The organism is Citrobacter sp. CK185 (assembly GCF_030333565.1).
GTDB lineage: Bacteria > Pseudomonadota > Gammaproteobacteria > Enterobacterales > Enterobacteriaceae > Citrobacter_B > Citrobacter_B koseri.
On the sequence record NZ_JAOWFR010000023.1, the window covers coordinates 327,958 to 343,463 of the forward strand.

Sequence of the window (15,506 nt, forward strand, 5' to 3'; positions counted from 1 at the left end):
AGAATCACTTATGTCTTTATCTAAAGATAATATATGGAAGTTATTGGCCCCATTAGTCGTTATGGGCATCATGTTTTTGATCCCCGTCCCGGACGGCATGCCCCCTCAGGCATGGCACTACTTCGCCGTTTTCGTGGCGATGATCGTCGGGATGATACTGGAGCCGATTCCGGCCACCGCGATCAGTTTTATCGCGGTGACCATTTGCGTTATCGGCAGCAACTATCTGTTATTTGATGCCTCAGAGCTGGCCGACCCGGCCTTTAACGCGGGCAAGCAGGCGCTGAAATGGGGGCTGGCGGGCTTCTCCAGCACCACCGTCTGGCTGGTGTTCGGCGCATTCATTTTCGCGCTGGGCTATGAAGTCACCGGTCTGGGCCGCCGTATTGCGCTCTTCCTGGTGAAATTCATGGGTAAACGCACCCTGACGCTGGGTTATGCCATTGTCATCATCGATATTCTGCTGGCGCCGTTTACACCGTCCAACACCGCGCGTACCGGCGGTACGGTATTCCCGGTAATCAAGAACCTGCCGCCGCTGTTTAAGTCGTTTCCAAACGATCCTTCCGCGCGCCGCATTGGCGGTTATTTGATGTGGATGATGGTCATCAGTACCAGCCTCAGTTCTTCCATGTTCGTGACCGGCGCGGCGCCTAACGTTCTGGGTCTGGAATTCGTCAGCAAAATTGCCGGTATTCAGATCAGCTGGTTGCAGTGGTTCCTGGGCTTCTTACCGGTAGGGATCATTCTGCTGATCGTCGCACCGTGGCTCTCTTACGTACTCTACAAACCCGAAGTGACCCACAGCGCCGAAGTTGCGGCATGGGCTGGTGAAGAGTTAAAAACGATGGGTACGCTGACCCGCAAAGAGATGACGCTGATCGGTCTGGTGTTGCTCAGCCTCGGACTGTGGGTATTTGGCGGTGAAGTGATTGATGCCACCGCTGTCGGCCTGCTGGCGGTATCCCTGATGCTGGCGCTGCACGTTGTGCCGTGGAAAGACATCACGCGTTATAACAGTGCGTGGAACACCCTTGTTAACCTCGCGACGCTGGTTGTCATGGCCAACGGTTTAACCCGTTCGGGCTTTATCGACTGGTTTGCTACCACAATGAGCGCCCATCTGGAAGGCTTCTCACCTAACGCAACGGTGATTGTGCTGGTACTGGTGTTCTACTTTGCTCACTACCTGTTCGCCAGCCTGTCCGCACATACCGCAACCATGCTGCCGGTCATTCTGGCGATAGGTAAAGGTATTCCAGGCGTTCCGATGGAGCAACTTTGTATTCTGCTGGTGCTGTCCATCGGTATCATGGGCTGCCTGACGCCGTATGCAACAGGGCCGGGGGTCATCATCTACGGCTGCGGCTATGTAAAATCCAAAGATTACTGGCGTCTTGGCGCGATCTTTGGGGTTATCTACATCACCATGCTGCTGGTGGTTGGCTGGCCGATTCTGGCGCTGTGGAACTAAACATCGGCACATAATGCCGGATGACGGCTAACGCGTTATCCCTCTCATGCCAGTCAGATAAACCTGACTGGCTTTTTTTATGGTTAAATAGGTGATATTCAATATTTGTATGAGTTTCAGCATCCATCATGAAATCAACATGGCGTTATGGTTCTCTCCTGGCAGTATTCCTGCTTCCCCTCTTCAACGTTAACGCTGAGCCACTTCAGGCAAAACAGTACGCTGATTTTGACCGCTATGTGCTGGCGCTCTCCTGGCAAACCGGTTTTTGTCAAAGTCAGCATGAGCGCGATCATCGGGAACCCGAAGAGTGCCGTCAGCAGAAAGAGATTCCCAACAAAGCTGATTTTCTGACTGTCCACGGTCTGTGGCCAGGTCTGCCGGGATCGGTTGCCGCGCGTGGCGTGGACGAGCGCCGTTGGATGCGGTTTGGCTGCGCGACTCGTCCGATCCCCAATCTGCCGGAAGCGCGCGCCAGCCGTAAATGCGCCGCGCCTGAAACCGGCCTTTCACTGGAGAGCGCGGCAAAACTCAGCGCGGTCATGCCCGGAGCCGGTGGAAAATCCTGTCTGGAACGTTATGAATACGCCAAGCACGGTGCCTGCTTTGGATTTGATCCAGACGTTTATTTCGGCACAATGGTACGGCTGAACCATGAGATAAAACACAGCGCGCTGGGCGATTTTCTGGCCGCAAATTACGGGAAAAGAGTCAGCCGCGCCGCGTTTGACGCCGCCGTCGCCCAAAGCTGGGGGAAAGAAAACGTGAAGGCGGTGAAACTGAGCTGCCACGGGAACCCGGCTTATCTGACAGAAATACAGTTCTCGCTCAACGCCGCCAGGATTAACGATCCGCTTTCCGCTTCCTCGTTTATATCGCAACCCCATCCGGGCAATTGCGGGAAGCGGTTTGTGATTGACAAAGCGGGTTACTGAGGCGGTATACAAACTTGAGAACCATCACGGCTTGCGACTAAAATTTACGCAAAGACAACCGTATTGAGGATTTCCCCGAATGTGAGCTAAATCACTTCAAAGAAGGGGGAAGTCTCAGTATTATCATGAAAGCTAAACCCTCGCCGCCTGACGGTGAGGGTTTTCTTTTGGGATTATTTACCTGCGGCACTCGCAGCATCGACGACATGGAGTAACAAATGTCCAGACCAACTATTATCATCAACGACCTCGACGCCGAACGCATCGACCGCCTGTTGGAGCAGCCTGCGTTTGCTGGTTTACCCATTGCTGACGCATTAAATGCGGAGCTGGATCGCGCCCAGATGTGCTCGCCGGAAGCCATGCCGCACGACGTCGTCACCATGAACAGTCGGGTGAAATTCCGCAATCTCAGCGATGGCGAAATTCGCGTGCGCACGCTGGTGTATCCGGCGAATATGACCGACAGCAATACGCAGCTTTCCGTAATGGCGCCGGTGGGCGCGGCATTGCTGGGCCTGCGCGTCGGCGATACCATTCACTGGGACCTGCCTGGCGGGGCATCCACTCACCTTGAAGTGCTGGAGCTTGAATATCAGCCTGAAGCAGCGGGCGACTACCTGCGCTAAACCATCTGGATAAGCGTTCACCCGTTTACACAGAGGATGCTCCCTGCATCCTCTTTCCGAAAATCACCCATTCCTCCTGGTTCACCCCCGTTCCCCGTCATCCAGAATTAATCCGTTTCATTGCCGCGAGTACGGTCATGAATGAGGCTCTTTTCATCACGCTGGCATTTCTTATTATGATGGCGATTATCGTCGTGGCCGTGCTTTACCTTGAGCGACGCTGGTAGCTTCTGGTCATAAGCATCAATCAGTCGTAAAGAAACGTTGTGATATGAAAAGTGCCGGGCAGATACCAGAAAGAAATATTATTATATGTTTGAATGAATTCAGTATTAGTTAACAGGGAGAAACGGGTATGTATAAGACAATCATTATGCCGGTTGATGTTTTCGAAATGGAACTTAGCGACAAGGCCGTGCGCCACGCAGAGTTTCTGGCGCAACAGGATGGCGTCATTCATCTGTTGCATGTTCTTCCGGGCTCCGCCAGCCTGAGTCTGCACCGCTTTGCCGCCGACGTTCGTCGTTTTGAGGAGCATTTGCAGCACGAAGCGGAGACTCGCCTGCAAACGATGGTGAGTCATTTCAGTATCGACCCTTCCCGGATTAAGCAGCACGTCCGCTTTGGTAACGTGCGGGATGTGGTGAACGAACTGGGCGAAGAGCTGAATGCGGACGTCGTGGTCATTGGCTCCCGCAATCCGTCTATCACCACGCATTTGCTGGGTTCTAACGCCTCCAGCGTTGTCCGCCATGCTACGTTGCCGGTGCTGGTTGTGCGGTAAATCGCACGGTTGTTGCGTAAAAAAAGAGGCTGCCATTGGCAGCCTCTTGCATTGCAGGTGTAGTCTTACTTTCTTTTTATGCCGTCTTACTGCGGATCAGATAATCAAATGCGCTCAGAGAGGCTTTCGCGCCTTCGCCCGTCGCGATGATGATCTGTTTGTAAGGAACCGTGGTGCAGTCGCCTGCGGCGAATACGCCTTTCACGCTGGTTTCGCACCGGCCATCAATGATGATTTCGCCCATACGGTTACGCTCAATCGCGCCTTCCAGCCAGTTGGTGTTTGGTAGCAAGCCAATCTGTACGAAGATCCCGGACAGCGCAACGTTGTGGATGTCGCCGCTTACGCGATCGCGATATTCCAGCCCCGTCACTTTACTGCCGTCGCCTTTCACTTCCGTTGTCTGCGCATTCAGAATAATGTCGACGTTTTTCAGGCTACGCACTTTATCTTGCAGAACCTGGTCGGCTTTCATTTCTGGCGCAAATTCCAGCAGCGTAACGTGCTCAACGATCCCCGCGAGGTCAATCGCCGCTTCCACGCCGGAGTTCCCTCCGCCGATTACCGCAACGCGTTTGCCTTTAAACAGCGGGCCGTCGCAGTGCGGGCAATAGGTTACGCCTTTCGTGCGGTACTGATCTTCGCCCGGCACGTTCATGTTGCGCCATTTGGCACCGGTGGCAATGATAATGCTGCGGGCTTTCAGCACCGCGCCGGAAGCGGTCTCAATCTGATGCAGGCCCCCTTCCGTTGCCGCCGGAAGCAGTTTGCTCGCGCTCTGGCTGTCGATCACGTCAACATCGTAATCATCAACATGTGCTTTCAGCGCGCCAGCCAGCTTCTGCCCTTCCGTTTTTGGCACAGAAATATAGTTCTCGATATCAACGGTATCCAGCACCTGACCGCCAAAACGCTCGCCCATCAGACCGGTACGAATGCCTTTACGTGCGGAGTAAACTGCCGCTGCCGCCCCCGCCGGGCCGGAACCGACAATCAGTACGTCGTAAGCGTCACGCTTATTCAGCTCCTCCGCCGCCCGTTTTTCTGCGCCGGTATCCACTTTGGCGACGATTTCCGTCAGCGTCATACGTCCCTGACCGAATTCGTTACCGTTCAGGTACACAGCCGGAACGCCCATCACATTACGATCGGTGATTTCATTCTGGAATGTGCCGCCGTCAATCGCGGTATGTTTGATACGCGGGTTCAGCACCGCCATCAGGTTCAGCGCCTGTACGACGTCAGGGCAGTTGTGGCAGGAGAGCGAGTAATAAGTTTCAAACTCGAAATCGCCGTCGATATCGCGGATCTGCTCCAGCAGAGACTGCGCCTCTTTCGACGGATGGCCGCCAGTCCACAACAGCGCCAGCACCAGCGAGGTAAATTCATGCCCCAGCGGAGAACCCGCAAAGCGCGGCCCCTGGTCAGAACCCGGGTTTGCTATCAAGAAAGAAGGCTTGCGCACCGGCAGGCTGTTATCTTCTTTAAATGTGACTTTCTCTGACAGTTCAGCGATTTCAGCCAGCAGTTCCTTGATTTCTGCCGATTTAGCGCTGTCGTCCAGCGTGGCAATCAGCTCAACAGGCCTGGTCAGTTTCTCAAGATACGCTTTGAGCTGAGTTTTCATGTTAGTGTCGAGCATTATTCTTCCCTCTCTAAAAACATCATCATGCAAGTTGCCTTATACCGACAGCCTGAATGCGACTTGCATGATGGTGCTGGAAAAAACGGGTGCGACGCACCCGCTTAAGGATTAATTCGCCAGTATTTCGCGTTACAGGAAGGCGGCAAGCTTATGAATCCCCGGGAGCTTACATCAGTAAGTGACCGGGGTGAGAAAGCGCAGCCAACGCACCTGTAGCGCGAAAGGCGCAGCGAATTTTAGATTTTGCCGACCAGGTCCAGGGATGGAGCCAGAGTCGCTTCGCCTTCTTTCCATTTAGCCGGGCAAACTTCGCCTGGGTGAGCAGCAACATACTGAGCCGCTTTGATTTTACGCAGCAGGTCAGATGCGTCACGGCCGATACCTTCAGCGGTAACTTCGATAGCCTGGATGATACCCTGCGGGTCAACAACGAAAGTCGCACGGTCAGCCAGACCTTCGTCTTCACGCATGTTGTCGAAGTTACGGGTCAGGGCGCCAGTCGGGTCACCGATCATCGCATATTTGATTTTTGCGATGGTTTCAGAGCTGCTGTGCCATGCTTTGTGAGTAAAGTGGGTGTCGGTAGAAACAGAGTAAACGTCTACGCCCAGTTTCTGCAATTCATCGTAATGATCTGCTACGTCGCCCAGTTCGGTCGGGCATACGAAAGTGAAGTCAGCCGGGTAGAAGAAGAAGACGCTCCAGCGGCCTTCGGTATCTTTCTCGGTTACTTCGATGAATTCACCGTTTTTGAACGCCTGGTTTTTGAAAGGTTTAATTTTGGTATTAATCAAGGACATCTATACTTCCTCCGTGTTTTCGTTGAGATGTAAAGTAACCAACTTTCCGTGATTGGGCTAATGCGTTTGCATTATCAAATCAATCAGCGATACCTAACAACTCACACAAGACAACGTTGTGAACGTTTAGCGACAAAAAGTAAAAAGGCCCCCTTTACAGGCGGCCCCATTACCTGAACTACCCGTAGGTAACTTCAGCGCCAGTGAAACTGGCTATGTGTTGCGCTCTACATTACCTTAACAAAGGCTGTAACAGCGAAAGGATTACATCACCCTACCAAAGAAAGGGCAATCTTCCGACGGCAGACCTTACCTATGACTGTGATAGGTTTTGCCGTCAATGTTCCTTTTGCACTGATTTTTAAGGAAATATAATGATAAAACGAACATTGCTGCTGACGTTGCTCCCGCTCATCGCCTTTGCTGAAGAACTGCCTGCCCCGGTTAAAGCGATAGAAAAACAGGGAATTACGATCCTGAAGTCTTTTGACGCCCCCGGCGGAATGAAAGGCTATCTGGGCAAATACCAGGATATGGGCGTGACCATCTACCTCACGCCTGACGGGAAACACGCGATTTCCGGCTACATGTACGACGAAAAAGGCGCAAACCTCAGTAATGCGCTGATAGAAAAAGAGATCTACGCCCCGGTCGGCAGAGAAATGTGGCAGCGGATGGAAAAAGCGTCGTGGATTCTGGACGGCAAAAAAGAGGCGCCGGTGATTCTTTATGTCTTTGCGGACCCTTTCTGCCCTTACTGCAAACAGTTCTGGCAGCAGGCGCGCCCCTGGGTCGAATCCGGCAAAGTACAACTGCGGACGCTACTGGTGGGCGTGATCAAACCCGAAAGCCCGGCAACGGCTGCCGCTATCTTATCCACCCGCGATCCGGCAAAAACCTGGCATGACTATGAAGCGTCAGGCGGTAAACTCAATCTGGCGATCCCTTCACCGCTGCCAGAAGATAAGATGAAAATGCTGAATATTCATCAGAAACTCATGGACGATCTGGGGGCGAATGCAACGCCAGCCATTTACTATATGAATAAAGAAAATATGTTACAGCAGGTCGTCGGGTTACCGGAAAAAGCGCAGCTGGACATTATGATGGGTGAACATTAAACCTAAATTAAAGGGGGGAGATTGTCATTGTTTTTCTGTCAATCTCCTTTTCCATTATAAATCGCTCGCAAAGATATTCTGAGCTATGCTATTTTAGTATTATTGAAAGAGAATTTAAGCTTAGCAAACATCACTATTGTAAAGCATTGGATGTGTTGCATAACTATAGCAAATATAGTTATGACAATAGTCACAAAACAGGAAGAAAAAAACATGGCTAATCTCTACGATCTCAAAAAATTCGATCTCAACTTACTGATTATTTTTGAGTGTATCTACCAGAATTTAAGCATTAGTAAAGCGGCGGAAACGCTGTACATCACCCCGTCAGCCGTGAGTCAATCTCTGCAACGATTACGAACTCAATTCAACGATCCTTTATTTATTCGTTCAGGAAAAGGCATCACGCCAACCGTCACCGGTATAAATCTGCATCATCATCTTGAGGAAAACCTCAATAGTCTGGAACAAACAATTAATATTATGCATAGTTCCAGCCTTAAGAAAAAATTTATCATTTACAGCCCTCAGCTACTTACTGCAATGAACGTAATAAAGCTGATTAATTTTATTATGGAAGATTCTTCCGTTGAAATTGAGCATCATGATATCCTGATGTCTGCGGAATCAGCAGAAGACCTGCTGGCATACCGCAAGGCGGACATGGTGATCACCACCACGCCGCTGAACAACCATTCGGTTGTCTGTACGCCTTTTAAAACAATCAAAAGCGTACTGGTGTGTCGTGCCGATCACCCCAGAATCAGTGACGCCAGTACATTAGCGCAAATACTCGAAGAACCGTTTACCTCATACCAGGGAGAGGAGCCAGGCGTTAAAGAATACCAGTCGCTGGTCAACTCCCTTCTTGCCAGTCGGAAAATTGGGTTTCGCAGTGACTCGATGGTTGCAATCATTAATACTATTGCTGAAACCAACATAATTGGCATCGTTCCTGAAGTCATATATGACTTCTTTCACTCCACCCTTAAACTGCAACGAGTTAATATTGATCAGGATTTACCTTCAGTTCAGTTATACCTGGTATATAATCGAACGTCACTGAATAACAAAGGTTTTACGAGTATCATTAACAAAATGACGGAAAATAGCTGAAACGAAAACATACGGGGCCATCGCCGACACAAGCATTCAAAATTAAAATAATTAATATAAAATTAATTTAAGTTTTGGATGCTTTTTTAAATCTTGCACATTCTGTTGATTATATCATATAATATATAATTATTTTTCTGTATTCTACACATAGCCATTTTCCGTTCAGGTATGAACTCATTATGTCTGTTTATAAAATCCCACTTGACCAAAATGTTTTGGAAGCTGCGGAAGAGCGCATTACATGGACACTCACCACCTTACCGCGTATTTGCGTGTCATTTTCCGGGGGGAAAGACTCAGGGTTGATGCTGCACCTTACCGCCGGAATCGCGCGTAAGTTAAAGAAGAAGATCTGCGTATTATTTATTGACTGGGAAGTGCAATTCTCCTGCACAATTGACTATGTTCAGTCATTACGCGAACAATATTCCGATGTCATTGAACATTTTTACTGGGTTGCCCTGCCGCTCACCACACAAAATTCGCTGTCGCAATACCAACCCGAATGGCAATGCTGGGACCCGAATGCCGAATGGGTGCGTCAACCGCCTGCCGACGCCATTACCGATCCGGCTTACTTTCCTTTTTATCAGCCAGGCATGACCTTCGAACAATTTGTTCGCGACTTTGCCGAGTGGTTTTCAGAAAAGCGTCCTGCGGCGATGCTGATCGGCATCCGCGCTGACGAGTCTTACAATCGGTTTGTCGCTATCGCCTCCCTGAGCAAACAGCGTTTTGCGGACGACAAACCCTGGACGACCGCCGCTCAGGGCGGGCACACCTGGTATATTTACCCGATGTATGACTGGAAAACGGCAGACATCTGGACATGGTTCGCAAAAACGAAGCAGCCTTGCAACCCGCTTTATAACCTGATGTACCAGGCCAACGTGCCGCTCCGGTATATGCGCATCTGCGAACCTTTCGGCCCGGAGCAACGTCAGGGATTGTGGCTCTATCATGTCATTGAACCCGAACGCTGGGCAGCAATGTGCGCCAGGGTAAGCGGCGTGCGCAGCGGAGGGATATATGCAGGCCAGGATAACCATTTTTACGGCCATCGAAAAATACTGAAACCCGAGCACCATAGCTGGCAAAGCTACGCCATGCTGCTGTTGGACAGCATGCCGGAACAGAGCGCCGAGCATTACCGCAACAAAATCGCGGTCTACCTGCAATGGTATAAAAAGAAAGGAATGGAGAACATTCCACAAACGCAGGAAGGCGATATCGGCTCCAAAGATATCCCCTCATGGCGACGTATCTGCAAGGTGCTATTGAACAATGATTACTGGTGTCGGGCGCTCTCATTCAGCCCGACAAAGCCTAAACACTACCAGCGCTACAATGAACGCATGAAAGCAAAGCGCAAAGAATGGGGGATTTTATGCAACAGCGACTCACCCAACAAATAACCGACTTTCTCTCCACGCTGAACGAAGAAGAGAGAATTGCGGCAATCAACGAATTCAGAATGGCAATCCACCGCGTCAGCCCCTTTCGCGATCAGCCGGTAGACTGCGTGCAATGGGTAAAAAACGAACAAATCGAGCCTAATGATTACAACCCAAACAATGTGGCGCCCCCGGAGAAAAGGCTCCTGCTGAAGTCTATTGAGGTAGATGGCTTCACGCAGCCTATCGTCGTTGCAGAAACGGCGGCAGAAAAATATGAAATCGTGGATGGCTTTCACCGTCACGAACTCGGTAAAGGGAAATCCACATTACGCTCAAAGTTAAAAGGCTATCTCCCCGTCACCTGTCTGGAACGCAATCGCCATGAACGAATTGCGGCGACCATTCGTCACAACCGCGCCCGTGGCCGTCATCAGATTCACGCGATGTCGGAAATTGTGCGAGAACTCTCCCTGTTGGGCTGGGACGAGACGCGAATCGGAAAAGAGCTGGGCATGGATAAAGATGAAGTCCTGCGTCTGAAACAAATCAACGGCCTACAGGAACTCTTTGCCGACCGTCGATTCTCCAAAGCCTGGACCGTAAAGTAATTACAATTTACACAGGCGTTCTGCGGCCGCCAGCAGCGTGGATTCCTGCTTGGCAAAACATAAGCGGATGAGTTTATGTGGGAAAGGATCGGCGCAAAATACCGACAGCGGAATCGCCGCAACGCCGATTTCCCGGGTCAGCCACTGGCAGAAATCCACGTCATTGAGGTCTGATACCGCACTGTAATCCACCAGCAGAAAATAGGTGCCTTCGCAGGGCAGGATTTCCAGACGACTGTCACGCAGGGCATTAACCAGAACGTCACGCTTCTTCCGGTAAAATGCGGGTAAATCGCGGTAATGTTCCGGTTCAGCACGCAGCATATCGGCCAGCGCCAGTTGCGCCGGTGTGTTGACGCAGAACGTCAGATACTGATGCACTTTACGCAATTCCGCGCTGATCGCCGCTGGCGCTACGCAGTACCCCACCTTCCAGCCAGTCATATGAAAGGTTTTACCGAATGACGAGACCGCGACAGCACGCTCACGTAGCTGCGGATGCGCCAGTACGCTGGCATGGCCTTCTGGCGCAAAGCAGATATGCTCATACACTTCATCGCTTAATACATAGATTTCGCGATCGCCAATCGCCTGCCACAGCGCTTCAAAGTCGGCTTTGCGCCAGACGGTCGCGCTCGGGTTATGCGGCGTATTGAGGATCACCAGCCGGGTACGTTCGCTCAGTAACGCAGCAAATGCCTGCCAGTCAACGCGAAACTGCGGCGGCTGAAGCGCCAGACGTTTCAGCACGCCGCCGGACAGTTCAACGGCTGGCGCGTAGCTGTCATAGCTGGGATCGAAGCAGATCACCTCATCTCCCGCACGAACCAACGCGGTGATGGCGGCATACAACGCTTCCGTTGCCCCCGCCGTTACCGTCACCTCGCTCCCGGCATCAGCCTTATAGCCGTATAACGCCGCCGTTTTTTCCGCAATGGCTTCGCGTAATGCAGGCACGCCGGTCATCGGCGCATATTGATTCGCCCCTTGTGCAACATGCCAGGCCAGACGTTCCTGTAGATAGCGCGGGCCATCGAAGTCAGGAAATCCCTGCGACAGGTTAATCGCCTGATGCTCCTGCGCCAGGGCGCTCATTTGTGTAAAGATTGTGGTGCCTAAATTAGGCAGTTTGCTTTGCGGAATCAGTGGGTTATTACTCATAGTTATCATACCCGAGGGTGATGTCGATGTTGAAACCACTATAACACGATGTTAGCATTTGGCAATCAAGACGCTTAGACGTCTAAATAAAAACAACTCCCGGACAGCGCAGCCACAAGGACAACACACCATGAGTAACACTGACATCCGCGTCGTTACCGGCCCGGCTAACTACTTTTCCCATACCGGCAGCCTCTCCAGACTGAAGGATTTTTTCAGCGCCGGGCAACTCTCCGCCGCAGTATGGGTGTATGGCGAACGTGCGATTGCCGCCGCCCGCCCTTACCTGCCGGATGCGTTTGATCTTCCGGGAGCCAGACACCTGCCGTTTACCGGCCATTGCAGCGAAAGCGATGTGAAACAACTGGCCGCGAAAGCAGGCGACGACCGCCGCGTAGTGATCGGTATCGGCGGCGGTACGCTGCTTGATACCGCCAAAGCCCTTGCCCGTCGGCTACAACTCCCCTTCGTGGCGATCCCGACTATCGCGGCCACCTGCGCGGCCTGGACACCGCTGTCGGTCTGGTACAACGATGCCGGTCAGGCGCTGCACTTTGAAATTTTTGACGACGCCAATTATCTGGTGCTGGTAGAACCGGAAATCATTCTCCGCGCGCCAGAGGCCTATCTGCTGGCCGGCATCGGCGACACGCTGGCAAAATGGTACGAAGCCGTTGTATTAGCGCCACAGCCAGAAACCTTACCGCTTACCGTGCGTCTGGGCATTAACGGCGCGCTGGCGATCCGTGATGTGCTACTGGAAAGCAGCGAACAGGCGCTGGCGGACAAAGAGCGTGGAGAACTCACCCAGGCATTTCGCGATGTGGTGGATGCGATTATTGCCGGAGGCGGCATGGTCGGCGGCCTTGGCGAGCGTTATACCCGTGTGGCGGCGGCACACGCCGTCCATAATGGGCTCACCGTATTGCCGCAAACCGAGAAGTTTCTGCACGGCACCAAAGTGGCCTATGGCATTCTGGTGCAAAGCGCATTGCTGGGTCAGGATGAGGTACTGGCGCAGCTTGTCGCCGCTTATCAGCGCTTTAGTCTGCCCACCACGCTGGCGGCGCTGGATGTCGACATCCAGAACCAGGCGGAGATTGATAACGTGATTGCCCACACCCTGCGCCCGGTTGAATCCATCCACTTTCTGCCGGTGACGTTAACGCCAGCCACATTACGCGCCGCGTTTGAAAAGGTAGAGTCGTTTACGGTTTAGCGGCGGCTTGCCGGATGGCGGCTGCGCCTTATCCGGCCTGTAAAATACCCCGTAGGCCCGGTAAGCGTAGCGCCACCGGGCAACACAAAACATCAGCAGCAACGTGCGCCGCCTTTCCCGCCATAACGCGCATCCTGCCGCTCACGAAAAAATTCTTCGTAAGTCATTGGCGTCTGATCCGGGTGCGTCACGCGCATATGCTCAACGTAGTTGTCATAGTCCGGCACGCCAATCATCAGTTTTGCCGCCTGACCCAGATATTTCCCGGCCTTAGAAAGCGTATCAAACATCGTTACCACCTGTGACGCAAATGCCCTCTCCCGTTAAGAAGAGGGCCGCTTATTTAAAAATTAGTGCGCGCCTTTCGCCTGCGCCACAATCTCTTCAACGTTTTCCGGCATGGCTTCATACGGCGTTTCTTTCGCCGTCGGTTTGTCCTCTTTCAGCGCTGCCAGCGCAGTTTTGATTGAGAACAGAGCCAGAACCACCACCACAACCATGAAGAAGATGGTCAGACCGGCATCCAGACGGTTGTTGAACACCAGCTGCGCCAGCTGAGACTGCGTGTACTGCGCAGGAATATCGCCACTGTCGATCATCGCCTGGAATTTATTGGCGATCGCCAGGAAACCAATTTTGGTATCCGGGCTAAATGCTTTCTGCCAGCCTGCGGTCAGCGTACAGATCAGCAGCCAGGCGGTAGGCACCAGCGCCACCCATGCGTAACGCTGACGTTTCATCTTGAACAGTACAACCGCGCAGAGCATCAGCGCCATACCCGCCAGCATCTGGTTCGCGATACCAAACAGCGGCCACAGGGTGTTGATCCCTCCTAACGGGTCCACCACGCCCTGGTGCAGGAAGTATCCCCACGCCAGCACGCACAGCGCCGTCGCTAACAGGTTCGCAGGCAGTGAATCCGTACGTTTCAGACCCGGAGAGACCACGCCCAGCAGATCCTGCAACATAAAGCGCGCCGCACGCGTACCGGCATCAACCGCCGTCAGAATGAACAGGGCTTCAAACAGAATCGCGAAGTGATACCAGAACGCCACATCCATCATACCGCCCAGCGCGCCGTGCAGGATGTAGGCCATCCCCACCGCCAGCGTTGGCGCGCCACCGGCACGAGAAATAATGGATTGTTCGCCCACTTCGTTGGCAATCTGATGCAGCGTATCAGGCGTAATCGCAAAGCCCCAGCTACTGACCACCTGCGCAGCAGAGGCAACCACATCAGCGGTTCCGGCTGGCGCCAGTACGGCCATTGGGCTGTTCATGGCGAAGTAAACGCCCGGATCAATGATACATGCGGAAACCAGCGCCATAATCGCCACGAAGGATTCCATCAACATCCCGCCGTAGCCGATAAAGCAGGCCTGCCCTTCGTTCGCCAGCATCTTCGGCGTGGTGCCGGAAGAGATCAGCGCATGGAAGCCAGACACCGCGCCACAGGCAATGGTGATGAACAAGAACGGGAACAGGTTACCGGTCCACACCGGGCCGGTGCCATCCACAAATTTGGTCAGCGCAGGCATCGTCAGCGTCGGACGCATAATCAGAATGCCGACGGCCAGACCGACAATCGTACCAATCTTCAGGAAGGTTGAGAGGTAATCACGCGGCGCCAGCAGCAGCCATACCGGCAGAACCGCCGCCACAAAACCGTAGCCCACCAGCATCCAGGTCAGCTGTACGCCGGTAAAGTCAAAATACGGCGCCCAGGTTGGGCTTTCCGCCACCCAGCCACCGGAGATGATGGCAAAGACAAGGAACACCAGACCAATAACAGACACCTCGCCAATACGTCCCGGACGCAGGTAACGCAGGTAGACGCCCATAAAAATGGCCAACGGAATGGTGAACGCAACGGTGTACGTCCCCCACGGACTGTGGGTCAGGGCTTTCACGACGATCATCGCCAGTACCGCAAGGATAATCACCATGATCATGAAACAGGCCACCAGCGCGATCACACCAGCCGTTGGGCCCATCTCTTCTTTAACCAGTTCACCCAGCGAACGACCGTCACGACGGGTAGAAACAAACAGCACCATAAAGTCCTGCACCGCGCCTGCCAGCACAACCCCGGCAAGCAGCCAGATCATACCGGGCAGATACCCCATCTGCGCCGCCAGCACCGGCCCAACCAACGGCCCTGCCCCGGCAATCGCCGCAAAATGGTGACCGAACAGCACTTTCTTATCGGTAGGTACGTAGTCCAGACCATCGTTATGACGCACCGCAGGCGTCATGCGCGTCGGGTCAACCGCCAGCACATTTTTGGCGATATACAGACCATAAAAACGGTAGGCAATGAGGTAGACACAAACTGACGCCACGACGATCCATAGCGCGTTGATCTGTTCCCCACGGTTTAACGCAATATATCCCAGGGCAAATGCTCCCATAACGGAGAGCAATGTCCAGACGAGGTATTTCCCTGATTTGTTCATAGTTGTTGTCCGTTTGCGTGTTGTGTTCCAGAGAGATGTTACATTTTGTTTCTATAACACCTCTGCTGGTTTTAACAACCTGACAACGCTATAAAACTGATTATTTACATTGCATTGTTAACTGGATCACTTCATTGGCCGGTCAACGCTGCAACATC

The 15,506-nt window shown here is 52.6% G+C and carries 15 protein-coding genes; 10 read left to right on the forward strand and 5 right to left on the reverse strand.

Features of this window, described 5'->3' with window-relative positions:
- The first annotated feature begins 10 nt into the window (after positions 1-10).
- The 5 genes from citT to uspG all read left to right on the forward strand — a co-directional run bounded on the left by citT (position 11) and on the right by uspG (position 3,822).
- Complete coding sequence (gene citT / locus OGV79_RS09240; protein ID WP_012133375.1) at positions 11-1,474, forward strand: citrate/succinate antiporter CitT; 1,464 nt, start codon at positions 11-13, stop codon at positions 1,472-1,474.
- Between the two features lie 128 nt (positions 1,475-1,602).
- A complete protein-coding gene (gene rna, locus OGV79_RS09245; protein WP_012133376.1) occupies positions 1,603-2,409 on the forward strand; it encodes a ribonuclease I in 807 nt (268 codons plus the stop codon).
- Between the two features lie 218 nt (positions 2,410-2,627).
- A complete protein-coding gene (gene rnk, locus OGV79_RS09250; protein ID WP_012133377.1) occupies positions 2,628-3,038 on the forward strand; it encodes a nucleoside diphosphate kinase regulator in 411 nt (136 codons plus the stop codon).
- A 137-nt stretch (positions 3,039-3,175) separates the two neighbouring features.
- Complete coding sequence (gene yldA, locus OGV79_RS09255; protein WP_272917174.1) at positions 3,176-3,265, forward strand: small membrane protein YldA; 90 nt, start codon at positions 3,176-3,178, stop codon at positions 3,263-3,265.
- Between the two features lie 128 nt (positions 3,266-3,393).
- On the forward strand, positions 3,394-3,822 hold the full coding sequence (gene uspG / locus OGV79_RS09260) for a universal stress protein UspG (protein WP_024130553.1): 429 nt from the start codon (positions 3,394-3,396) through the stop codon (positions 3,820-3,822).
- A gap of 76 nt (positions 3,823-3,898) precedes the next feature.
- Here uspG and ahpF read toward each other — a convergent pair whose 3' ends face one another.
- Positions 3,899-5,464 (reverse strand): alkyl hydroperoxide reductase subunit F, encoded by a 1,566-nt coding sequence (ahpF, locus tag OGV79_RS09265; RefSeq protein WP_012133379.1) that lies wholly within the window; start codon positions 5,462-5,464, stop codon positions 3,899-3,901.
- 239 nt (positions 5,465-5,703) lie between these two features.
- Complete coding sequence (gene ahpC, locus OGV79_RS09270) at positions 5,704-6,267, reverse strand: alkyl hydroperoxide reductase subunit C (RefSeq protein ID WP_012133381.1); 564 nt, start codon at positions 6,265-6,267, stop codon at positions 5,704-5,706.
- 374 nt (positions 6,268-6,641) lie between these two features.
- Between ahpC and dsbG the strand changes: the two genes are divergently transcribed.
- The 4 genes from dsbG (at position 6,642) to OGV79_RS09290 (ending at position 10,512) form a co-directional block, all read left to right on the forward strand.
- The gene (dsbG, locus tag OGV79_RS09275; protein ID WP_104868933.1) at positions 6,642-7,388 is read left to right on the forward strand and encodes a thiol:disulfide interchange protein DsbG; all 747 of its coding nucleotides are present in this window, start codon (positions 6,642-6,644) and stop codon (positions 7,386-7,388) included.
- Between the two features lie 213 nt (positions 7,389-7,601).
- Positions 7,602-8,504: a DNA-binding transcriptional repressor CitR gene (gene citR / locus OGV79_RS09280; RefSeq protein WP_049011612.1), complete on the forward strand. Its 903-nt coding sequence runs from the start codon at positions 7,602-7,604 to the stop codon at positions 8,502-8,504.
- Between the two features lie 182 nt (positions 8,505-8,686).
- The gene (locus OGV79_RS09285; protein WP_012133385.1) at positions 8,687-9,922 is read left to right on the forward strand and encodes a phosphoadenosine phosphosulfate reductase; all 1,236 of its coding nucleotides are present in this window, start codon (positions 8,687-8,689) and stop codon (positions 9,920-9,922) included.
- The gene (locus OGV79_RS09290) at positions 9,895-10,512 is read left to right on the forward strand and encodes an IbrB-like domain-containing protein (protein ID WP_012133386.1); all 618 of its coding nucleotides are present in this window, start codon (positions 9,895-9,897) and stop codon (positions 10,510-10,512) included. Before OGV79_RS09285 ends, OGV79_RS09290 begins: the two co-directional genes overlap by 28 nt.
- On the opposite strand, the gene OGV79_RS09295 is transcribed toward OGV79_RS09290, so the two are convergent.
- Positions 10,513-11,673, reverse strand: coding sequence for a pyridoxal phosphate-dependent aminotransferase (locus OGV79_RS09295; RefSeq protein ID WP_024130556.1), 1,161 nt, complete (start codon positions 11,671-11,673; stop codon positions 10,513-10,515).
- Positions 11,674-11,803: 130 nt separating this feature from the next.
- Here OGV79_RS09295 and OGV79_RS09300 point away from each other — a divergent pair, with 130 nt between their 5' ends.
- A complete protein-coding gene (locus OGV79_RS09300; protein WP_071259780.1) occupies positions 11,804-12,892 on the forward strand; it encodes an oxidoreductase in 1,089 nt (362 codons plus the stop codon).
- A 92-nt stretch (positions 12,893-12,984) separates the two neighbouring features.
- Here OGV79_RS09300 and OGV79_RS09305 read toward each other — a convergent pair whose 3' ends face one another.
- The gene (locus OGV79_RS09305; RefSeq protein ID WP_012133390.1) at positions 12,985-13,182 is read right to left on the reverse strand and encodes a YbdD/YjiX family protein; all 198 of its coding nucleotides are present in this window, start codon (positions 13,180-13,182) and stop codon (positions 12,985-12,987) included.
- A gap of 60 nt (positions 13,183-13,242) precedes the next feature.
- Positions 13,243-15,348 carry a pyruvate/proton symporter CstA gene (cstA, locus tag OGV79_RS09310; RefSeq protein WP_012133391.1) on the reverse strand — a complete coding sequence of 702 codons (2,106 nt, stop codon included), beginning with the start codon at positions 15,346-15,348 and terminating at the stop codon, positions 13,243-13,245.
- Positions 15,349-15,506: the final 158 nt, after the last annotated feature.